The sequence below is a fragment of the Sphaerotilus montanus genome, from assembly GCF_013410775.1.
GTDB classification, from domain to species: Bacteria; Pseudomonadota; Gammaproteobacteria; order Burkholderiales; family Burkholderiaceae_C; genus Sphaerotilus; species Sphaerotilus montanus.
This window is the reverse complement of record NZ_JACCFH010000001.1, coordinates 2,572,493-2,591,966: the sequence shown is the minus strand read 5'-3', so window position 1 is coordinate 2,591,966 and position 19,474 is coordinate 2,572,493. Positions and strand designations below refer to the sequence as shown.

The 19,474-nt window shown below is 66.7% G+C and carries 21 protein-coding genes; 10 read left to right on the top strand and 11 right to left on the bottom strand.

All coding sequences use genetic code 11. The features are described from left to right. Nucleotides 1-70: 70 nt before the first annotated feature. The 3 genes from BDD16_RS11730 to BDD16_RS11720 form a co-directional block, all read right to left on the bottom strand. Complete coding sequence (locus BDD16_RS11730; protein ID WP_179632516.1) at nt 71-1,201, bottom strand: IS4 family transposase; 1,131 nt, start codon at nt 1,199-1,201, stop codon at nt 71-73. A 220-nt stretch (nt 1,202-1,421) separates the two neighbouring features. Beyond that, a complete protein-coding gene (locus BDD16_RS11725) occupies nt 1,422-1,919 on the bottom strand; it encodes a hypothetical protein (protein WP_179634120.1) in 498 nt (165 codons plus the stop codon). A 14-nt stretch (nt 1,920-1,933) separates the two neighbouring features. Further along, nucleotides 1,934-2,821 (bottom strand): AfsR/SARP family transcriptional regulator, encoded by an 888-nt coding sequence (locus BDD16_RS11720; protein ID WP_179634119.1) that lies wholly within the window; start codon nt 2,819-2,821, stop codon nt 1,934-1,936. A gap of 103 nt (nt 2,822-2,924) precedes the next feature. Between BDD16_RS11720 and BDD16_RS11715 the strand changes: the two genes are divergently transcribed. The 8 genes from BDD16_RS11715 (at nt 2,925) to BDD16_RS11680 (ending at nt 9,220) form a co-directional block, all read left to right on the top strand. Next, complete coding sequence (locus tag BDD16_RS11715) at nt 2,925-3,938, top strand: helix-turn-helix domain-containing protein (RefSeq protein WP_179634118.1); 1,014 nt, start codon at nt 2,925-2,927, stop codon at nt 3,936-3,938. 129 nt (nt 3,939-4,067) lie between these two features. Next, nucleotides 4,068-4,790: an ester cyclase gene (locus BDD16_RS11710; protein WP_179634117.1), complete on the top strand. Its 723-nt coding sequence runs from the start codon at nt 4,068-4,070 to the stop codon at nt 4,788-4,790. A 35-nt stretch (nt 4,791-4,825) separates the two neighbouring features. Then, nucleotides 4,826-5,185: a hypothetical protein gene (locus BDD16_RS11705; RefSeq protein ID WP_179634116.1), complete on the top strand. Its 360-nt coding sequence runs from the start codon at nt 4,826-4,828 to the stop codon at nt 5,183-5,185. A 70-nt stretch (nt 5,186-5,255) separates the two neighbouring features. Further along, nucleotides 5,256-5,531: a hypothetical protein gene (locus BDD16_RS11700; RefSeq protein WP_179634115.1), complete on the top strand. Its 276-nt coding sequence runs from the start codon at nt 5,256-5,258 to the stop codon at nt 5,529-5,531. Then, nucleotides 5,528-6,940 carry a TolC family protein gene (locus BDD16_RS11695; RefSeq protein WP_179634114.1) on the top strand — a complete coding sequence of 471 codons (1,413 nt, stop codon included), beginning with the start codon at nt 5,528-5,530 and terminating at the stop codon, nt 6,938-6,940. The genes BDD16_RS11700 and BDD16_RS11695 overlap by 4 nt, the downstream gene beginning before the upstream one ends. Nucleotides 6,941-6,953: 13 nt before the next feature. Continuing rightward, the gene (locus BDD16_RS11690; RefSeq protein ID WP_179634113.1) at nt 6,954-8,333 is read left to right on the top strand and encodes a multicopper oxidase family protein; all 1,380 of its coding nucleotides are present in this window, start codon (nt 6,954-6,956) and stop codon (nt 8,331-8,333) included. 11 nt (nt 8,334-8,344) lie between these two features. Next, on the top strand, nt 8,345-8,893 hold the full coding sequence (locus BDD16_RS11685; protein WP_246332528.1) for a cupredoxin domain-containing protein: 549 nt from the start codon (nt 8,345-8,347) through the stop codon (nt 8,891-8,893). Nucleotides 8,894-8,923: 30 nt separating this feature from the next. Continuing rightward, nucleotides 8,924-9,220, top strand: coding sequence for a copper-binding protein (locus BDD16_RS11680; protein WP_179634112.1), 297 nt, complete (start codon nt 8,924-8,926; stop codon nt 9,218-9,220). On the opposite strand, the gene BDD16_RS11675 is transcribed toward BDD16_RS11680, so the two are convergent. The 5 genes from BDD16_RS11675 to BDD16_RS11655 form a co-directional block, all read right to left on the bottom strand. After that, nucleotides 9,198-9,941, bottom strand: coding sequence for an alkaline phytoceramidase (locus BDD16_RS11675; protein WP_179634111.1), 744 nt, complete (start codon nt 9,939-9,941; stop codon nt 9,198-9,200). The genes BDD16_RS11680 and BDD16_RS11675 overlap by 23 nt on opposite strands. 166 nt (nt 9,942-10,107) lie before the next feature. Next, nucleotides 10,108-11,793, bottom strand: a complete 1,686-nt coding sequence (locus BDD16_RS11670) for a cation acetate symporter (protein ID WP_179634110.1) — start codon at nt 11,791-11,793, stop codon at nt 10,108-10,110. Beyond that, nucleotides 11,793-12,125 carry a DUF485 domain-containing protein gene (locus BDD16_RS11665; protein ID WP_179634109.1) on the bottom strand — a complete coding sequence of 111 codons (333 nt, stop codon included), beginning with the start codon at nt 12,123-12,125 and terminating at the stop codon, nt 11,793-11,795. The genes BDD16_RS11670 and BDD16_RS11665 overlap by 1 nt, the downstream gene beginning before the upstream one ends. A 391-nt stretch (nt 12,126-12,516) precedes the next feature. Next, complete coding sequence (locus BDD16_RS11660) at nt 12,517-12,873, bottom strand: c-type cytochrome (protein ID WP_179634108.1); 357 nt, start codon at nt 12,871-12,873, stop codon at nt 12,517-12,519. A gap of 201 nt (nt 12,874-13,074) precedes the next feature. Next, entirely contained in the window at nt 13,075-14,580 is a 1,506-nt protein-coding gene (locus BDD16_RS11655; protein ID WP_179634107.1) for a carboxypeptidase M32, read from the bottom strand. Between the two features lie 73 nt (nt 14,581-14,653). Between BDD16_RS11655 and BDD16_RS11650 the strand changes: the two genes are divergently transcribed. After that, on the top strand, nt 14,654-15,676 hold the full coding sequence (locus BDD16_RS11650) for a hypothetical protein (protein ID WP_179634106.1): 1,023 nt from the start codon (nt 14,654-14,656) through the stop codon (nt 15,674-15,676). Between the two features lie 122 nt (nt 15,677-15,798). Further along, on the top strand, nt 15,799-18,234 hold the full coding sequence (locus BDD16_RS11645; RefSeq protein ID WP_179634105.1) for a hypothetical protein: 2,436 nt from the start codon (nt 15,799-15,801) through the stop codon (nt 18,232-18,234). A gap of 20 nt (nt 18,235-18,254) precedes the next feature. Here the strand turns inward: BDD16_RS11645 and BDD16_RS11640 are convergent, their stop codons facing one another. Genes BDD16_RS11640 through BDD16_RS11630 form a run of 3 tightly spaced genes read right to left on the bottom strand, consistent with a single transcriptional unit; the run spans nt 18,255 to nt 19,435 of the window. Next, a complete protein-coding gene (locus BDD16_RS11640) occupies nt 18,255-18,602 on the bottom strand; it encodes a HepT-like ribonuclease domain-containing protein (RefSeq protein WP_179634104.1) in 348 nt (115 codons plus the stop codon). Further along, on the bottom strand, nt 18,599-18,889 hold the full coding sequence (locus BDD16_RS11635) for a nucleotidyltransferase family protein (protein ID WP_179634103.1): 291 nt from the start codon (nt 18,887-18,889) through the stop codon (nt 18,599-18,601). The genes BDD16_RS11640 and BDD16_RS11635 overlap by 4 nt, the downstream gene beginning before the upstream one ends. A 57-nt stretch (nt 18,890-18,946) precedes the next feature. Beyond that, nucleotides 18,947-19,435, bottom strand: coding sequence for a YqaA family protein (locus BDD16_RS11630; protein ID WP_179634102.1), 489 nt, complete (start codon nt 19,433-19,435; stop codon nt 18,947-18,949). Nucleotides 19,436-19,474 lie beyond the last annotated feature (39 nt).

Sequence of the window (19,474 nt, the reverse complement as noted above, 5' to 3'; positions counted from 1 at the left end):
TCATCGCCCCCCCTGCAATCCGTCATCCTCGCGGATGCGCACTGCTGTCCGGGTAACGTCCACGCCCCCCTCAAGGGGGCACGCATACAGGCATGAGGGCCTGCTCGCAGGGCTCGAACAGGCCGTATCGCCAGCGCTGCAGCAGCACCCACAAGTCGGTGGTGCTGCGGCTGGCCTGCTGGTGAAGCATCAACAGGACATGGGCGATGAAGGCTGCGTAGATCTGGAGGTGAGCGGCGTGCTCGTTGGTGCCCCAGGTACGGCGGATGGCCAGGTGCTGCTTGATCCACTTGAACAGCAGCTCGATCTGCCAGCGCGAGCGGTAGAGATCGCTGATCTCGATGGCGGTGCGCTCGAAGTCGTTGGTCACCAGCACGAGCAGGCGCGCATCGTCGGTGCGTAGCCGTATGCGGCGCAGCACGAGCGGCTCGCGCCATGTCTTGCCGCTGCGGGGATGGCGCCAGCGGCGGGCGATGCGCTCGTCGTCAAGGATGCGCCCGCGGGCGGCCTCGGGCACGGGCAGTGCTTCGAGGACGACCATGCCCGCGTTGCGCTTGAGCCGGGTGACGAACTTCACCCCCTGCCGGGTCATGCGCGCCCACCATGCGTAGTCGCAGTAGGCGCGGTCGAACACGCAGGTCGTCCCCGGCTGGATCTCCCACTGGCGCGCCTGCACCACATCGTTGACGTTGGGGGCGCTGATCTCGCAGCGCGAGATGGCGTGCGTGGCCGCGTCGCACTGCACATGCACCTTCACGCCCTGCGTGCGCCGGGTCTTCGTGCCCAGCGTCCAGACGTCGAAGCCCCGCCCCTTGAGCGTCAGCGGCGTCGAGTCGATCAGCGAGGTCGCCCCCAGCACACGCTTGTCGCGGCAGCCATCGAGCTGACGGATCAGCCCTTGCAGCACCTGCGACAGCACCGTCGCCGACCCGGCGCGCCGGTTGCCGTCCGACAGCGTCGAGCGGCGCAGTTCGTGCGTCTGCAGTGCAGCCAGACGGGCCTTGTGCGCATTGAAGCTCTGCAGTGCTCCACGCAGGCTGGGTGCCTGCACGAACTGCCCGTGCAGCATCACCAGCAACTGATCCCACACCGTCAGCGCGCCCTTGCCATAGCGTTGTGCGCCGTGTTCACGCGCCAGCCGGTCCACGTCCGACTTGGCCAGTGGCTTCAACAACGCCTGCAGTCGTGTCATGCTTTGCATGTTGCGGCTCCTCGACAACTGAGTTGGTCCTCAGTGGGTTCGATAGCCCTTCATGTCGAGGGCCGCAACTCCGCCGATCAAGCTCTGGAGACTTTGGGCTTCGCGTTTTACCGGACAGCAGTGCGCGGATGCGAGGATCCACCGGCCCTGATCCGCCACGGTCATTCGGCTCCGTGGGTGCCCGCCTTCGCGGGCATGACGAGGGGCGGTGAAACCGGTCTCAGCGCTTCATGTCGTAGCTGCCATCGAAGCACACGAAGTAGTGCTTGTTGTCCTTGCCCGAGCCGGCGTCTTCCGAGAAGTTGCCGCCGCCCTTGGCCCCGACCCATTTGCCGGTGAGGCCAGAGATCGTGTAGGAGCCGGTCATCGCCCCTGTCGGGCTGTAGGCCTTGACCTTGCCGACGATGAGGAACTTGTCGCCGTCGGCATCGCTGCGCACGCAGCGCAGTTCGCCATTGGGCTTGCCGTCGATGACCTCGTTGAACAGCACGCACGGCCCGTAGGCGCCCTTGAGCGGCGATTTCTCGTCGCGCGTGACATAGCCGGTCCCCTGTGCGGAGGCCGAGACGATGACGTGGTTGGGCGCCGCCTGCAGCACCTCGACGTGGGTGTAGTACGCGCCGTAGCACGTACTCGCGTCGGCGGCCACCGCGGTGGCGCAGGTGGTGATGGCGATCAGGGCAAGGCCCGCCCTGGCAACAACGGCAGCAGCATGCATGTGGTCTCTCCTCGTCAGTGGATGGGCGTCAGACGCCCGGAGGGTGGGCGCGCGGCCCCTGCGGCGGGACTCGCCGCCATCTGCTCGAACATCTCCCCCCGGCCGGGCAGCGTGTCGGCATGGATGTGCACGTACAGGGCGTAGCAGCACGCCGAGGGCCGGGCGCCGAACTGCTCGGCCAGGGCCTCGACGCACTCGGCGTACTGGCGCAAGGCGGCCGTGCGTTCCCCCTGCCCGGCCAGCAAGCGCATCAGCACCATGTGGGCGGCCTCGTCGGCAGCGTCGAGGCGCAGCAGCGCACGCGCGTGGCGGATCGCCGCATCCCATTCGCCAGCGGCTTCGCAGGCACGCACCAGCGTGCGCTGCAGGGCCAGCGCCATGCCGGCCGCACGCTGGCGCTGCACGGCACACCAGCGCTCGAACTCGTCGCAGCCGGGCAGCGTGAAATCCGCCAGCAATTCGCCCCGCCACACCCGCGCCCCCGCCAGCCGGCACGCCGCGGAAGCCCCCGGCAACAGCGCATCGCCCAGCAGTGCGAGATCGGACAGCACCGCCGCACCCGCGCCGACGAAGCCGACGCGCCGGGCATCGATGTCCAGCACCCCGGGCAGCACCCGCCGCAGGTGCGACAGCGCCACGCGCAGATTGGCGCGGGCCGCCTCGTCGGACCACTCGCCCCACAGCATCCGCGCCAGCACCGTGCGCGCCACGGCCTGCTGCCCCGGCCCCTCGATGGCGAGCAGGTAGAGCAGCGCCTGCTGCTTGTCGGGCAGGCTGCGCGCCAGATCCACCCCCTGCCACCAGATCTGTGGCGCCCCCAGCAGGCACAACTGCAGCACCGGCGGCCGGATCGACAAGGCGGAATGGAACGATTCGCCGCGTTGTTCGTGTCTTGTCAACATGGCCCCTCCCGAGGAACGCTTTGCGCCGATTCTGCGCATTTCCAGATCGAGAAAAAGTCCCGAAAATGGGGAGTTCGTTTTGACCTGGGTCATGGGAGGCCACATGCGCTACCGCCTGGTACAGGAAGAGGATCTGCCCGCCTGCCTCGATCTGCTGGACAGCAACGGGCGCTGCGTGCTGTCGCCGCGGGTGCGCGCAAACCTGCCGCGCTTGTGGGCCGACTGGCTGGCGCAAGACCGGCACGCGCCCAAATCCTTCGTCCTCTGGGAGGATCTGAGTTCGCCGAACGCCCCGCGGGTGGAGGCCATCGGCACCGCCCACTTCGTGCACGACGCGGTGTACGACCTGCTGATGCGCGAGCCGCAGCCCTACCTGATCGAGCGCCTGTACAGCATGGTGCTCGACGGCCACCAGCCCTTCCTCGACCAGCGCGAGATCGCCCACGGCAATGCCGGCGAGGGCCTGAGCCTGCTGATGTCGCTCTACCTGCAGCGCGAACACGACCTCGACCACCCCGACAGCCAGCGCCTGCGGCCCCTCGGCGCGGCGGCGTGGTACTTCTGCCATGCCGGATTCAATGTGCAGCGCATGCTGAGCGAGGTCTACGGGCGACCGGGCGGGGCGTACATGGCTGCCGGCGGCTTCGAGCTGGCCCAGGTCTTCGAAGCCGGCCCGGACCTGCCCCCCGACAGCGAACCGCACCAGCTCGCCATCGACCGTGCCAACCAGCCGCCCCGGGCCATGCAACCGCTGTCACTGTGGCTGCTGCACCCGCCGCCACCCGTGCTGGGCCTGTCCGCGTCGTTGCAGACGGTGGCCATCCTCGCACTGCAGGGCGACACCGACCGCGCCATCGCCGCCCGGCTCGGCATCTCCGCCGATGCGGTCAAGCAGGCATGGCGGGGCATTCTCAGGACCATGTCGGCGCACATGCCGGACTTGTGCAGGGACACCACGAACGCGACCGCGGACGGCTCGCCCCCCGTGCGCGGCAGCGAGCACCGGCGCATCGTCATCGAGTACCTGCGCCAGCACATGGAGGAGCTGCGCCCCTGGTCCGACCCGACCCGCGCGGCCAGGCGCGCCCCATCACCAGCCACGCCCAGGCCGCGGTGAAGCAGCCGCAGGCGCAATGCCCCCGGCCCTGCACACGGTCGATTAACGCGGCACCAACGCCGTGGCGCGACAGTGTCCTGGCCAGTTTCCACCACCGAGCACCGCTCACCTCGCCAAAGGAGCCCCGCCATGTACACCCGACTCGTCACCGTCCAGGTTGCCCCCGAGAACGTCGAGGCGGTGGTGCGGCTGTGGGAAACCGAGGCCATTCCCGCCGCCCGACGTCAACCCGGCCACGTTGACGGCCGTCTGGTCGTCCAGCGCCAGAGTGGCAAGGGCATCTCGATGTTCACCTGGCAGACCCAAGCCGATGCCGAGGCGACCGGCCCTGCCAGCGACCACCTGCGGCAGGTGCTCGCCAAGTTCGGGCCGTACTTCCTGGGCCCACCCGTGGTGGAGCACTACGAAGTCGCGGCACAGACCGGCGGCAACGACCGTGTGGTGCAGCAGGCCCGCCGGTACTTCGCCGCCTGGCAGGCGCACGATGCCGAGGCCATCCTCGCGACCATGGCCCCCGGCGGCACCTACAGCGACCCGACCACGCCCGGCCCGATCGGCGGCGAGGCGCTGCGGGGCTACGCCGTGGCGCTGTGGACCGCGTTCCCTGACCTGACCTTCGAGATCAGCGCGATCGACCGCATCGACGAGCACCGTGCCCATGTCCGCTGGGTGATGCGGGGGCACAACCAAGGTGCGCTGATGGGCCTGCCACCGAGCGGCAAGGCCGTGCAGCTCGAAGGCATTGATCTGGTCGAAGGCAGCCCGGAGGGCATCCACCGCGTCATCGGTCTGTTCGACAGCGCCACGCTGCTGCGCCAGATGGGGATGAACGTGGCGATTCAGCCGGGTTAGCGGAGCCGCGGGGCGAGCCTGTCTATACTCGCCGCATGGTCCGCCCCGCCCGCTCCACCCTGCACTGGCTGCTCTGGCTGGTGATCGCGCTGCTGCCGCTGCGCGGGTGGGCAATGGCGCAGATGGCGGTGGCACCGGTCGGGCTGACGCAGACGACCGAAGCGACCGCCGACACCCTGCCCCCCTGCCACGGCGCACCGACCGACAACGCGGCCATCCCCACCCACGCCGGCTGCGTGCTGTGCGAGGTCTGCCACGCCAGCCTCGGCCTGCCCGCAGTGGTCGCACTGCACCTGCCCGCCCTGCCCCACGCGGCCCCGGCCGTGACGCCGATCACCGGTGTGCGCGACGGCCCGCCGTCCGAACTCTTCCGACCTCCCCGCCCCACGGCCTGATCCGATCCGTGGCGCGCCGCCCTGCGGGTGACGCGCTGTTCCGATCCGTTTCGGCTGACGAGGTCTGCCCATGTCCCGACTCTTCCCTGCCGCCGCGCTCGCGCTTGCGTTCGTGGCGCTGCCGGCCATCGCTCAGTCCGGCGATGCCGCCGATCCTGGTGCCCGTGTGCGCCCGCTTGTCCACCGCTCCATCCTTGCCGGCCGTCCCGCGCCGGACACGCCCGAAGTCGCCGACTGGCGCGCCACCAACGAGCGTGTGCGCGCCGTCGGCGGCTGGAAGGCGTATCTGAAGCAGGCGCAGGCCCCCGACCCCGCGCCGCCTGCGGCCCCGGAGGCGGCGCGATGAGGCCGCCCCGTCCCCTGACCCTGGGCGCGCTGGTCGCTGTGGCAGCCCTCGCCGGCTGTGCCACGACCTCGCCGGACACGGCGATCGACCCCGTGCAGCAGCAGCTCCGCCAGCACACCGGCGCCACGCTGACCCGCTGGCCCGATGCACAGGCTCCGTCCGCCGAGACCCAGCAGCGCCTGCGCACCCTGCTGGCCGCACCGCTGACGATGGACGGCGCGGTCGAGGTCGCACTGCTCCACCACCGCGGGCTGCAGGCCTCGCTCGCCGACCTCGGCGTCACGCAGGCCGAGCTGGCGCAGACCACCCGCCTGCCCAACCCCGGGTTCACCTTCAGCCGCACCACCAGCGGCGAGGAGATCGAGTGGGAGCGCGGCCTGCACCTGAACCTCGGCCGCCTGCTGCTGATGCCGCTGACCCGCACGCTGGAGGGCCACCGCCTCGCCCAGCAGCAGGCGCAGACGACCCAGCGCGTGGTCACGCAGATCGCCAGCGTGCGGCGGGCGTGGGTCGAGGCGGTCGCAGCCGAGGAGAGCCTGCGCTACCTGCACCAGGTCCACGATGCCGCGGCGGCTGGTGCGGAACTGGCACGGCGCATGGCGCAGGCCGGCAACTTCAACAAGCTGGCGCTGGCCCGGGAGCAGTCGTTCGAGGCCGATGCGGTGCTCAACGTCGCCCGGGGCGAGCGCGCCAGCGACGCCGCCCGCGAGCGGCTGAACCGCGCCCTGGGCCTCTGGGGCGACCAGCTCGGCTACACGCTGCCAGAGCGCCTGCCCGACCTGCCCGCCACGCCGACCGAGCAACCCGACATCGAACGCCAGGCGCTGGCGCAACGGCTGGACGTGCAGGCCGCCAAGACCGCCACCGCGCAGACCGCCCGCGCCCTCGGCCTGACGCGCACGACCCGCTTCCTCAACGTGCTGGAAGTCGGCGCGTCCCGCTCGGTCACCAACGACGGCCACCGCAGCCGTGCCTGGGAGGTCGGGCTGGAGCTGCCGCTGTTCGACTGGGGCGACGCCAAGGTCGCGCGCGCCGAAGCGACCTACACCGCCAGCCTGCACCGCACCGCCGAGATCGCCATCGACGCCCGCTCCGAAGTGCGCGAGGCGTACCGCCACTGGCGCCACACCTGGGACATCGCCCGCCATGTGCAGACCGCCATCGTGCCGCTGCGCCAGCGCATCCGCGATGAAAACGTGCTGCGCTACAACGGCATGCTGATCGGCGTGTTCGAGCTGCTCGCCGACGCGCGCACCCAGATCGCCAGCGTCAACAGCGCCATCGACGCCCGCCGCGAGTTCTGGCTCGCCGACGCGGACCTGCAGATGGCCATGCTCGGCCGACCCACGCTGTCCGCTGGCGCCGCACCCGCTTCGTCCGCCGCTGCCGACGCTGGCGGCGGTCATTGACACAGGATTCCCCATGCTTTCCCGACGCACCTTTTTCTCTGCGGGGGCTGCCGTGGCCGCCTCCTCCGTGAGCCGCGTGGCGATGGCCGCGCTGCCCGAACCCGTGATCCAGACCAGCGCGCAGACCGCCCCGCCGCTGATGCCGCCCAATGGCCGCCCTTACCGCCCGGTCGTGACGCTGCACAGCTGGACGCTGCCCTGGCGCATGAACAACGGCGTCAAGGAGTTCCACCTCGTCGCCGAGCCGGTCGTGCGCGAGATGACCCCTGGCTTCAACGCCCACCTGTGGGGCTACAACGGCCAGTCGCCGGGGCCGACGATCGAGGTGGTCGAGGGCGACCGCGTGCGCATCTTCGTCACCAACAAGCTGCCTGAACACCATGCCGTCCACTGGCATGCCCAGCGCCTGCCGTGCGGCATGGACGGCGTCTCGGGCCTGACGCAGCCGTCGATCCCGCCGGGCAAGACCTTCGTCTACGAGTTCGAAGCGCGCCGCCCCGGCACCTTCATGTACCACCCGCACGCCGACGAGATGACGCAGATGGCGATGGGGATGATGGGGATGTGGATCACGCACCCGCGGGCGAAACACCCGCTGATCGAGGACGCCGACCGCGATTTCTGCTTCCTGCTCAACGCCTTCGACATCGAGCCGGGCAGCGCCACGCCCAAGATCATGACCATGCTCGACTTCAACCTCTGGGCCTGGAACAGCCGAATCTTCCCCGGGCTGGACTCGCTCAACGTGCGGCTGAACGACCGGGTGCGCATCCGGGTGGGCAACCTGACGATGACGAACCACCCGATCCACCTGCACGGCCACGAGTTCGAGGTCACGGGCACGGACGGCGGGCCGGTGCCGAAGTCGGCGCGCTGGCCGGAGGTCACCACCGACATCGCGGTCGGGCAGATGCGCCAGATCGAGTTCATCGCCAGCGAGGAAGGCGACTGGGCCTTCCACTGCCACAAGAGCCACCACACGATGAACGCGATGGGCCACAACGTCCCGACGATGATCGGCGTTGATCACAGCGGCTTGGCGAAGAAGATCACCAAGCTCATCCCCGACTACATGGTCATGGGCGAGCGTGGCATGGCCGACATGGGCGAGATGGAGATGCCGCTGCCGGACAACACCGCGCCGATGATGACCGGCGAAGGGCCATTCGGCGGCGTGGAGATGGGCGGGATGTTCAGCATCGTGAAGGTGCGGCGTGACCAGAAACCGGGCGACTACAGCGACCCCGGCTGGTTCAAACATCCCAAGGGCACCGTGGCCTATGAATGGACGGGCGAGCCGCTGCCCGAACCCGTCAAGGCCGCCCCCGCACAGCCCGCGCCGACGGACACCACCGTCCGCGCCCGCAAGCCGACCGACCACAAGCACCACTGAGTCTCGACGCCATGACCATGACCTCGCACGACAACACCCCTTCCCGCCGCCACTTCATCGCGGCCTGCTGCGCGCTGTGCTGCGGCGGCCTCGCGCTCAGTCCCGAGGCGCAAGCCCACGGCGACAAGGCCCACGCCGCCGCTGGCCCCGTCAAGAAGGAACAGAAACCTTGGGGCATCGCCGGTGACGCGCGCGCGGTGCGCCGCACGATCACCGTGCGCATGGGCGACGACATGCGCTTCCGCCCCGACCGCATCACCGTGCGGCAGGGCGAGACGGTGCGGCTGGTGATGCACAACGAGGGCAAGCTGATGCACGAGTTTGTCATCGGCACGCCCCCGGATCTGGCCGAACACGCCGAACTGATGGTCAAGTTCCCGGACATGGAGCACGACGAGCCGTACATGGCCCACGTGCCGCCGGGCCAGTCCGGTGCGATCGTGTGGAACTTCAACCGTCCCGGGGACTTCCAGTTCGCGTGCCTGATTGCCGGACATTTCCAGTCCGGCATGGTCGGCGCGCTGCGCGTGGCCCCGCGTGTCCCCCCGAAAGCCCGCTGAACCGTTGATGCCCTGCAAGGAGAAATTGCCATGACCCGATTCCGCTCGACCGCCGCCCTCACCCTCGCCGCCGCTGCCGTGTTCGCCGCGCTGCCCACGCACGCCCAGAGCACCGACGCCGAGGTGATGAAGATCGACAAGCCGCAGCAGAAGATCACGCTCAAGCACGGCGAGATCAAGAACCTCGACATGCCCCCGATGACGATGGTGTTCCGTGTGCAGGACGCCGGGATGCTCGATGCCGTGAAGGTGGGCGACAAGGTGAAGTTCGACGCCGACAAGGTGGGCGGTCAGTACACCGTGCTCAAGCTCGCCCCGACGAAGTGACCACGACGGCCGCGGCGGCGGCAGCCAGCAGGTGCTTGAGCACGTGGCCGCTGGTCGTGTGCGACAACGCCTCGAACACCGGCGCATCGGCAGACTCGGCCAGCTTGGCAAGTCCGTAGAGCGCCAGCACCGCCCACCATGCCCGGTCGGACACGCAAGCCCCCGGCGCCGAACCCCTCGGCGCCATCCGCATCAGCAGCGCCGCCGGCACCAGCACCATCGGCAAGAACTGCACCAGCAGGTAGGGCCGCAGGTCGCCGACGCCGCCCTGCTCGGTGAACCACCAGTACAGCACCGACGCCGTCGCCACGCCCCAGGCCGTCACCAGCGGCACCACGCCCGCCCAGCGGACATCCACCCGCTGCGCCAGGAACCCGCAGGTCAGCGCCGCACAAGCCCACGCGATCGGCAGCCGGTCGAACACGAGGCGCGCGTTGTCCGGCGCCCAGTGGTAGTACGACGAGCCGAACGCCGTCAGCACCAGCGCCGCGCCAAACCCGCGCCACGCCAGCGCCCCGACCGGCGCCTCCCGCCGCCACCGCCACAGCGCCCAGCCGCCGACCAGCGCAAACGGCAGGTTGCTCAGCACGTTCCAGAGGTTCGGCACGCCGCGCCAGGCCCGGGCATCGGCGAAGTCGTGGTAGTGCGCCCACTGCGGGATCGGGCCGTGCCAGGCCAGTGCGGCCACGGTCAGCAGCGCCAGCCCCATCAGAACGGGCAAACGCCGATCGCGCCCGCGGGCACGACCGGTGAACAGAAAAGTCGAGGGAGAAGACATCGCAGACCGGGCTCCGCCAAGAAGGAAGCCCGCATGCTGCGCGGTCTCGGTCGATGCGGCCAACGGCGCGCGCAAAGTCTCGCGCCGTCGGCCGATCGGTATCACGCCATCAGTGGTTCGACGCGGAAGACGCGCCGTAGCCGGTCTGCGCGCGGACGAACTGGTCATCGAACGCGGCGATTTCCTTCTTCGCGCCGACGCTGTTGTCCAGCAGCGAAACCACGACGCAGACCAGGAAGGCCACCGGCATCGAGAACAGCGCCGGCTGGTCGTACGGGAACAGCGCCGCTGGGTTGCCCAGCACGGCCACCCACACCGACTTCGACAGCACCACCAGCGTCACCGCCAGGAACAGGCCGGCATAGCCGCCCGCCAGCGCGCCGCGCGTGGTCAGGCCCTTCCAGTACATCGACAGGATCAGCACGGGGAAGTTGCTCGACGCCGCGATGCCGAAGGCCAGGCCGACCATGAAGGCGACGTTCTGCTTCTCGAACGCGATGCCCAGCGCCACCGCCACGATGCCCAGGCCGATGGTGGCGAAACGCGACACGCGCATCTCGTCGGCCTCGGACGCCTGGCCCTTCTTGATGACGCGGGCGTAGAGGTCGTGCGACACCGCCGAGGCCCCGGCCAGCGCCAGCCCCGACACCACCGCCAGGATGGTCGCGAACGCCACCGCCGCCAGGAAGCCCAGCAGCAGGTTGCCGCCGACCGCCTTGGACAGGTGCATCGCCACCATGTTGCCGCCGCCGATCAGCTTGCCGCCGACCTGGCCGCCCTCGAAGAAGGTGGGATCCTGACCGACGATCAGGATGGCGGCCAGACCCATCAGCAGGATCACGTTGAAGAAGTAGGCGATGAAGCCCGAGGCGTACAGCACCGACTTGCGCGCCTCCTTGGCGTCGGTCACGGTGAAGAAGCGCATCAGGATGTGTGGCAGCCCCGCCGTGCCGAACATCAGGCCCAGCGCCAGCGACACCGCGGTGACCGGGTCGGCGGTCAGCTTGCCCGGGCTCATGATGGCCCAGCCGCTCTTGTGCGCGGCGGTGGCGCGCTCGATCAGCGTGGTGTAGCTGAAGCCGAACTGGCTCATCGCCAGCAGCATCACCAGCGTGCCGCCCGCCATCAGCATGCAGGCCTTGATGATCTGCACCCAGGTGGTGGCGAGCATGCCGCCCTTGATGACGTAGACCATCATCAGCGCACCGACCGCGACCACCGCGATGTTGTAGTCGAGGCCGAACAGCAGCTTGATGAGCTGCCCCGCGCCGACCATCTGCGCGATCAGGTAGAAGCACACGACCGTCAGCGAGCCGATCGCCGCCATCGTGCGCACCTTGCCCTGGTCGAGGCGGTAGGCGGTGATGTCGGCGAAGGTGAAGCGGCCCAGGTTGCGCAGCCGCTCGGCCATCATGAACAGGATCAGCGGCCAGCCGGCGAAGAAGCAGATCATGTAGATGTAGCCGTCCAGACCCGAGGTGTAGACCATCGCGGTCAGGCCCAGCAGCGTGGCGGCCGACATGTAGTCGCCGGCGATCGCCAGGCCGTTCTGGAAGCCGGTGATGCCGCCGCCGGCGGTGTAGAAGTCCGCGGCCGACTTGGTCCGGTTCGAAGCCCAGTAGGTGATGCCCATCGTCATCGCGACGAACACCAGGAACATGGCGATGGCGTGCACGTTCAGCGGCTGCTTCTCGGTGGCAGCGATCGGATCGCCCGCGGCGAACACGGCGGCAGAGGCGAGCAGGCCGACCGCGACAAGGCCCAGCCGGGACAGGAGGGAGGCAGGCGCGCGCATCACTTCTTGCCTCCACGGGGGGCGGTGGCTTCGTCGATCAGCGCCCGGGTCAGGTTGTCGAACTCGCCGTTGGCCCGGCGGACGTACAGCGCCGTCAGCACCCAGAACAGCACGAACATCGACAGGATGATGACCGGACCAAGCGTGATCAGCGAGGTGTCGCCGCCCAACCGCTGGGCCATCACCGACGGGTTGAACGCCACCAGCAGGATGAAGCCATAAAACAGCACCAGCACGCTGGCCGACAGCATCCAGGCGTAGCCGCTGCGCTTGCGCACCAGCTCGCCGAACTTTGGATTTTTCTTGATTCGATCGTAAACGTCAGAACTCATGGCGAATTACCCCGCGGCCGTTGCCGGGCAGGTCCTGGAGAAAAAGAAAACAATGGGGTTGACCGATGATAGCGACGAGAAGCCGCCATATCCGGCCGAACCTCCTTATTTTCCCGGATAAGCAAATCTACTTACCCCACTCAAAAAATCGCCATTCGATTCCAGAAGTCAGGCCCTTGTCAGATATTTGATTGAATCAAACGAACAATGGCGGTTCGTGCATTTGATTTTCGAAACTCAAAACCATCTTCAATATGGCTGCCATGATTCATCTCAATTCATGGCCAAGGAAAATCCACATGCACGTCGCCGAACAGACCGCCAAGGTCGAGGGCTGCCCCGCCGCCACTGGCGGGCCCGATGACGGGAGTGGCGGGAACCGGGGATCGCCTCATTTCACCTGCAGGCGGTTGAGGTACTCGATCAGCGACAGGATGCGGCCACGCACGAACGGCTCCGGGTCGTACGGCATATCGGCGTAGTACTCGCCAGCCCGGACCCGGTAGCTCTGGCCGAAGACCGGCATCTCCCGCGAACCATGCCCGGTGCCCGCACCCTCGATCACCTCGTACAACCGGGCAACGGGAAACACCCCGCCGTTGCGGCGGCTCAGGGTGGAGAGATCGGTCGCACTGCGTTTGAGCAGTTCGTTGTACGGCCCGTCGCCCTTGCCGCTGACACCGTGGCAGGCCGCGCAATTGGCCTGGTATTCGCGCAAGCCCGGATCGATCCGGCCCTGTTGTGCCATGGCGGTGGCGCATGAAACCGCCACCCCCGCCACCACAGCCCATCGACATGTCGCTGACCAGCCCATTGCCCTGCTCCTCTGGATGATGGATATGGAGCAGGTCCACCACCTGCCCATCCGGATCATCCGTGCAGCAGGCTGCGGAAGATTGCGTTCACTCAATCGGCCCGTTCACCCGCCGGGTGCGCTGGCCGCGGGTGTTCAGCGTCCCAGGTAACGCCCCTCCAGATGCGCCCGGAAATGCGCCGGGTTCAGCGCCTCGCCACTGGCGCGGCGCGTCAGCTCCGGCGTCTCCCAGCGCGCGCCCTGGCGCCAGATGTGGTCCTTGAGCCAGTCGAACACCGGGTTCAGGTCGCCCGCGGCGATGCGCTCGTCGAGGTCCGGCATCTGGCTGCGCATGGTGGCGAACCACTGCGCGGCGTACATCGCGCCCAGCGTGTAGCAGGGGAAGTAGCCAAAGGAGCCGGACGGCCAGTGCACGTCCTGCATCGGGCCGTTGCGGTAGTCGCCCCGGGTGTCGCGGCCGAGGTAGGCGGCCATCTTCTCGTCCCACAGCGCGGGGATGTCGTCGACCTCGATCTGCCCTTCGATCAGCGCGCGCTCGATCTCGAAGCGCAGGATGACGTGCGCCGGGTAGGTCACCTCGTCGGCATCGACGCGGATCAGCCCCGGCTCGACCCGGGTGGCCAGGCGCGTCAGGTTCTCGGCCGTGAAGGCGGGCTGCGGGCCGAACTGCTCGACCATCAGCGGCACCAGCTGCGCGACGAAGCCGGGGTGCGCGCCGAGCTGCATCTCGAAGGACAGGCTCTGGCTCTCGTGCAGGCCGTAGGAGCGGGCCCGCGCGATCGGCTGGCCGAGCCACTCGCGCGGCAGGCCCTGTTCATAACGGGCGTGGCCGGTCTCGTGGACCGTGCCCATCAGGCTGGACATCAGGTCGTCCGCCGCATAGCGCGTCGTCAGGCGCACGTCCTCGGGCACGCCACCGGAGAAGGGGTGCGTGCTTTCATCGAGCCGGCCACCCTCGAAGTTGAAGTCGAGGAACTGCATGACCCGCAGGCTCAGCGCCTTCTGCTGCGCCTGCGCGAAGGGCCCCGCCGGCCGCAGCACTGGCTGCTCGGCCTGCTGGCGGGCCTGCACACGCTGGATCAGGTCCGGCAGCCAGGTCTTGAGGTCACCGAAGACGCGGTCCACCTCGGCGCTGGTCATGCCGGGCTCGAAGCGGTCCATCAGCGCGTCGTAGGGCATCAGGCCGGTCGCCTCGGCCAGGTGCATCGCCTCCTCGCGGGCGATCTGGACCACCGGCCTGAAGTTCTCGACGAAGCCGGCCCAGTCGTTGGCGGGACGCTGGCGGCGCCAGGCGTGTTCGCAGCGGGCGGTGGCCAGCGTGCGGCGCTCGACCAGCGCGGCCGGCAGCGCGTTGGCGGCGAGCCAGTCGCGGCGCATCTCGCGCAGGTTGGCGCGCTGCCAGTCGGACAGTGACTCGGCCTCGGCCTGGCGCAGCAGGGCGGCCAGCGCGGGATCGGTGCGCTGGGCGTGCAGCAGGCCGTCGAGTTCGGCCATCGCCGCGGCACGGGCCTCGTTGCCGCCGGAGGGCATGTTGGCGGCCTGGTCCCAGCCGACGATGGAGCCGAGGTGCTCGAAGCGGTAGAGGCGCAGGAAGCGGGCTTCGAGATCGGTGTAGGCAGGCGTCGGGGCGTTGGCGGTCATCGGTGGGTTCTCTGCAAGTGAAAAACAAGAATGCTGCTACGGTAGCGCGACACGACCATATCCGCCCAGGGAAATGACATTGCGAATCACGGCGACGCACATCGAGACGTGGGCAGACACCCGCGACGCACAAGCACAACTGCCGCTGCTCGTTCGGCGTCTCATCCAGAGCACAGCAAAAACGACTGCACTGTCGATGCCGGCAGGAGACTCGATCAATGAGCCGGGCTATGACGGGATCACCCATGCGAGCGAGGGCAATCCTTGGGTTCCAGTCGGCACTGCATGCTGGGAAATGGGCTGCGACGCTCGGCCGAAAAGCAAAGCCGACGGAGATTTCGCCAAACGGGTTTTCGAGTCCTCGATCGAAGAGATGACTGCTACCAGCTTCGTTTTCGTCACGCCAAGGCGCTGGCGACAACGGAAGGAATGGCGACAACTTGCTGCAGCCACAGCACCATGGCTTGATGTGCGGGTTCTTGACGCGGACGATCTGGAGGCATGGATTGAGCACGTCCCGGCTGTGACGCTGTGGTTCGCTGAACTGCGTGGGCTGTCAGGACCCGGAATCGAGTCGACAGACAACTACTGGCAGAGATGGCGGGGACACTCTCGGTTGCTATTGACGATTGAAGCCCTGCTCGCTGATCGCGACACCGCAGCCAAAAACTTTGACGCACTGCTCGCTGCTGGTGCATCCGTCATCACCATAGAAGCCGACAGCCAAGAGGAAGCCACTGCATTTGCTTGTGTCCGTCTCGCAGCCAACGGGCGGGCAAGTGACGCGGCCTGCGTTTCAACCGTAGATGGATGGCGCTTCGTAGACTGCAACCAGCCACTTCACGTCGGGATTGCATGTTCACCAGAGATCGCAGCCGCACGCGCGCCGAAAGACGGGTTCACACTTGTCGTGCCGCAAAGGCGCGGTGATCGAACGGAGGGACCACTCGGTACGGCATCAAGTCAGGCCCACGGAAATCTATCGGTCGTTCGACTTCAACGGCCATCCGCATCGACCTTCGAGCAGCACCTGATTCAGCTCGGTGAGGAGTCTTCTAACGCCGCTCGACTATCGCGAAGCGTGGTCGGTCCCTGAGCCTTGCCGACGACTCACCGGTCATTTTGATCGGTACAGTCTGGCGAGCCAGATCACCACTCGAACTGCTTCATCGTTGTGCCCCGTTGCTCACAACCAGTTCCCTGGACCGATTCTTCTCGGTGGCAGAGGCTGTACTGGCAAAGCCCGATCCGGCGCTGGAACTGGACCCGGACAAGCGATGGATGGCAGGCGTCTATGGAAAGGTACGGGAAGAGTCGGGCATTGTCGTCAACGCCATCGCTGATTCGCTGGTCAAACTTAGCGTCTACGCAGAAAGAACCAGCACGCTTGGCTCTTCGGCGACCATCATTGAACGCGTGAACAGTTTGGTTCGGCGGCTTCTGCGCGACGCCAATGATGAACGTTGGCTATCGGCATCCGGTGTTCTTCGCGAGATGGCAGAGGCAGCTCCGGACGAATTCCTGGCAGCGATCGAACACAGCCTCAGGAGCCCACCACGTGCAGTAACCAGCCTGCTGACAGAGTCGAGCAATGCGGACAGCTGGGGCCGCTGCTGGCATGCCGACCTGCTGTGGGCACTGGAGCTACTGGCATGGTCACCTGAACGATTGCACAAGGTTTCCAGCGTGTTGGCACGGTTATCTGCAATCCCTGTGCATAAGAAGTGGGGCAACACACCAGGGAATTCACTGAACTCCCTGTTCCGCGCATGGTGGCCGCAGACGATGGCATCGAGCGAAATCCGTCTCGCTGTACTGGACAGGCTGATTCGAGATCACAGCGAATCAGCTTGGTCCCTGATGATTTCCATAATTCCACGAGGGAAAGCGTGGGCAAGTCCGAACGCGGCACCGGTATGGCGCGAGGATGACGCCGGTAAGGCAAGCCTTCAGGGGCACATCGATCTTTGGTACCTATCAGAAATCGGTGCACGCTTGATCGCCCAAGCGAAAGGCAATCCGAAGCGCATCGCCGCACTGATTGACTCGCTCGATTCCTTCGAGGGGGAATACAGAGAGTCAGTCGCCAGCCTCGTTGAGACAGCAGTGGCATTCGATGACGATGGGCGAACCATTGTTCGGGACAGTCTGTGCAAATACCTCGGCTGGCACAACTCGTACAACTTGGACGGCAACCGCAAATCAAGGGTGACAGCCGAGAGGCTACGGCCCATGTTCGACCGACTGGCACCCGCCGATCCGGTCAAAGCCAGTCTATGGCTGTTCGCTTCAGGCTGGCCTACATTGCCTGATGGCAGAGAGCAGGATTATGAGCGGCACCAAGTCACGCTCGCACAGGAACGCGAGCGAGCCTTGAACTTGGTATTCAGGTCACTGGGCTGGGCAGGTATTACACGTTTGGTAGCGGAAGCCGCATCGCCCGAACTGGTCGGATGGGAGATCGGCCGATCAAGCATTGATGCGGAGGAGATGGTCAGCTGGTTGATTGAACGGCGAGCAACGATTGGCTGGGCAAGCTTCGATTTGCTGATCCGGGGGCTGCTGGCAGCCATGAGCGACGACAAGCGTGCCACCACCCTCAGTCTCGCCATTGAGCAGTTACGGGTTCAAGGGCTTGTGTCGGCAATCCCTAACTTGCTGATCAACGCACCATTCAAGACGGAGACTTGGCAGCTACTGGAATCGCTGGATGGCGCTTCACAGGACAATTATTGGTCTGCCGTCATTCCTGGCTTCTGCCGACTGGACTCGGTTGACGCCAGCATGGCATTGAAACAACTCATCAGATGCGGTCGAGCACGTACTGCCTTCCAGTTGGTGACGTTTCAACCCGAGAGCATCGACGCCATCATGCTCAAAACAGTTCTTGAAGCCATTCGTTCCGGCAGCGAACCGGACGGGCCACTGCCTGAGGGATGGAATATCGGAAAGGCCCTCGGCGCGATTGAGACTTCTGGGAGCGTCTCACGAAGAGATCTGGCCATGCTGGAGTTCGCATTTTTCCATGCTTTGGAGCATACCGAGCATGGCACCAAGAACCTGTATGCCGAACTGCTCGCAGATCCGGCCATGTTCATGGAGTGCATATGCCTTGTCTACAAGCCCCGAAACAGTGAGCCGGATCTGTTCGACGAAGGTCTGCGAACGGCGGCCGACTTGGCATGGACCATTTTGCACTCGGGAAGAGGGATCCCAGGGAAACGATCTGACGGGAGCATCGACGACGACGAGATGAAACGCTGGGTGCGGGACGTGCGCCGCTTGGCGGCCGAGAAGGATCGAGTAACAGTAACTGACCTTGCAATCGGAGAATGGCTGTCCGACTGCCAGCCTGACAGCGACGGTATCTGGCCGCCCGCAGCCATCGCAGAGATTCTCGACGACGACCAGCACGACGATTTGCGCAGAGGATTTCACACCGGGGTCATCAACAATCGTGGCGTGACATCACGCGCTATCGGAGACGGCGGCCATCAGGAGCGATGCCTTGCAGCGCAATTCCGGGAACGCGCAGCAGCCATCGCAACCCGATACCCGGTGCTCGCCGGCGAGTTGCGCTCGATTGCCCAGCACTATGAGCGTCACGCCCACTGGGAAGACGATCAGACACGCCTGATGCACGAAGGGTTGTAGGACGCGCGGACGTGCTTCGCTCAAACCACCAGCGCCTGCACCTGCCGGTACAGGGCCGGCAGGTCACGTTGAACCGTCTTCCAGACGATTTCCAGATCCACCTTGTCGTAGCCGTGCGAGACCCGGTTGCGCATCGTGTACATGACCAGCCAGGGAATGTCACCGTGCTGCGCGGCGAACTCCGGCGCCGCGCGCAGGATGTTGTTCGACGCCTCGCCGATGATCTCGATGTTGCGGATCACGGCGTCCTGCGCCATCTCGTTGCGCAGGAACCCGACTTCATCCAGGTCGGCGGTGTAGCGGCCGATGCGCTCGATGGCCTGCAGGATGTGGCCGAGGTAATCGGGAACGCGGAGGGCCTTGCTCACACCGGCATCGCCTCGGCCAGCACCGTGCTGCGGAACTTCTCGGGCAAGGCTCTGGGTGTCAGTACATCCACCGACACACCCAGCAGGTGCTCCAGTTCGACCTGGATGGCGGCCACGTCCATCAGCGTCGTTTCCGGCGTCGGATCGACCAGGATGTCCAGATCGCTGCCTTCGGTGTCGAGGCCACGGAGGACTGAGCCGAAGACCCGCGCGTTGCAGGCACGGTGCGCAGCCACCACGCCGCGGATCGCGGCGCGATGGGATTGAAGAACCTCGGACGGTCTCATGTTCCAGCTCCCGGCCTCATGACCATTTCAACTTCAGCGAGCGCTTCGGTGCGTTCATCATAGAGGTCCGAACTGCCCCGGAAATACCCAAAGCAGTCCCGCCGTCATCACCAGATAGCGCAGGAACTTGCCGATCGCCATGTACAGCAGGCAGGGCCAGAACGGCAGCTTCAGCCACCCCGCCACCGCGCACAGCGGATCGCCGACGATCGGCAGCCAGCTCAGCAGGCACGCCTTCGCCCCGAAGCGGCGCAGCATGGCCAGCGCCCGGTGGTCGGCGGCCGGGTGGTGGGTGACGTGTTCGTAGGCTTTCTCGGCGCCATAACCCATCCACCACGAAACGCCCCCGCCGATGGTGTTGCCGGCAGTCGCCACCAGCACCGCCGGCCAGAACAGTTCCGGGTTGAGCTTGACCAGCCCGAACACCGCTGGCTCCGAGCCGAGCGGCAGCAGCGTCGCCGAGACCAGCGAGACGATGAAGACGGTGCTGAGGCCGAACTTCGGCAGCGCCAGCATCAAGAGCAACGAGTCGATCCAGGCTTCCATGGCGGGCATTCTGCTTGAAGGGCCCCAGCCGGCGCTGGC

Excerpts from the sequence above, each read along its gene's own strand:
- BDD16_RS11690 (WP_179634113.1), top strand. The coding sequence starts at position 6,954 with ATGCTTTCCCGACGCACCTTTTTCTCTGCGGGGGCTGCCGTGGCCGCC.
- BDD16_RS11700 (WP_179634115.1), top strand. The coding sequence starts at position 5,256 with ATGTCCCGACTCTTCCCTGCCGCCGCGCTCGCGCTTGCGTTCGTGGCG.
- BDD16_RS11725 (WP_179634120.1), bottom strand. The coding sequence starts at position 1,919 with ATGCATGCTGCTGCCGTTGTTGCCAGGGCGGGCCTTGCCCTGATCGCC.
- BDD16_RS11655 (WP_179634107.1), bottom strand. The coding sequence starts at position 14,580 with ATGACCGCCAACGCCCCGACGCCTGCCTACACCGATCTCGAAGCCCGC.
- BDD16_RS11710 (WP_179634117.1), top strand. The coding sequence starts at position 4,068 with ATGTACACCCGACTCGTCACCGTCCAGGTTGCCCCCGAGAACGTCGAG.
- BDD16_RS11670 (WP_179634110.1), bottom strand. The coding sequence starts at position 11,793 with ATGCGCGCGCCTGCCTCCCTCCTGTCCCGGCTGGGCCTTGTCGCGGTC.
- BDD16_RS11630 (WP_179634102.1), bottom strand. The coding sequence starts at position 19,435 with ATGGAAGCCTGGATCGACTCGTTGCTCTTGATGCTGGCGCTGCCGAAG.
- BDD16_RS11665 (WP_179634109.1), bottom strand. The coding sequence starts at position 12,125 with ATGAGTTCTGACGTTTACGATCGAATCAAGAAAAATCCAAAGTTCGGC.
- BDD16_RS11705 (WP_179634116.1), top strand. The coding sequence starts at position 4,826 with ATGGTCCGCCCCGCCCGCTCCACCCTGCACTGGCTGCTCTGGCTGGTG.
- BDD16_RS11720 (WP_179634119.1), bottom strand. The coding sequence starts at position 2,821 with ATGTTGACAAGACACGAACAACGCGGCGAATCGTTCCATTCCGCCTTG.
- BDD16_RS11650 (WP_179634106.1), top strand. The coding sequence starts at position 14,654 with ATGACATTGCGAATCACGGCGACGCACATCGAGACGTGGGCAGACACC.
- BDD16_RS11660 (WP_179634108.1), bottom strand. The coding sequence starts at position 12,873 with ATGGCACAACAGGGCCGGATCGATCCGGGCTTGCGCGAATACCAGGCC.
- BDD16_RS11685 (WP_246332528.1), top strand. The coding sequence starts at position 8,345 with ATGACCATGACCTCGCACGACAACACCCCTTCCCGCCGCCACTTCATC.
- BDD16_RS11695 (WP_179634114.1), top strand. The coding sequence starts at position 5,528 with ATGAGGCCGCCCCGTCCCCTGACCCTGGGCGCGCTGGTCGCTGTGGCA.
- BDD16_RS11680 (WP_179634112.1), top strand. The coding sequence starts at position 8,924 with ATGACCCGATTCCGCTCGACCGCCGCCCTCACCCTCGCCGCCGCTGCC.
- BDD16_RS11635 (WP_179634103.1), bottom strand. The coding sequence starts at position 18,889 with ATGAGACCGTCCGAGGTTCTTCAATCCCATCGCGCCGCGATCCGCGGC.
- BDD16_RS11715 (WP_179634118.1), top strand. The coding sequence starts at position 2,925 with ATGCGCTACCGCCTGGTACAGGAAGAGGATCTGCCCGCCTGCCTCGAT.
- BDD16_RS11730 (WP_179632516.1), bottom strand. The coding sequence starts at position 1,201 with ATGCAAAGCATGACACGACTGCAGGCGTTGTTGAAGCCACTGGCCAAG.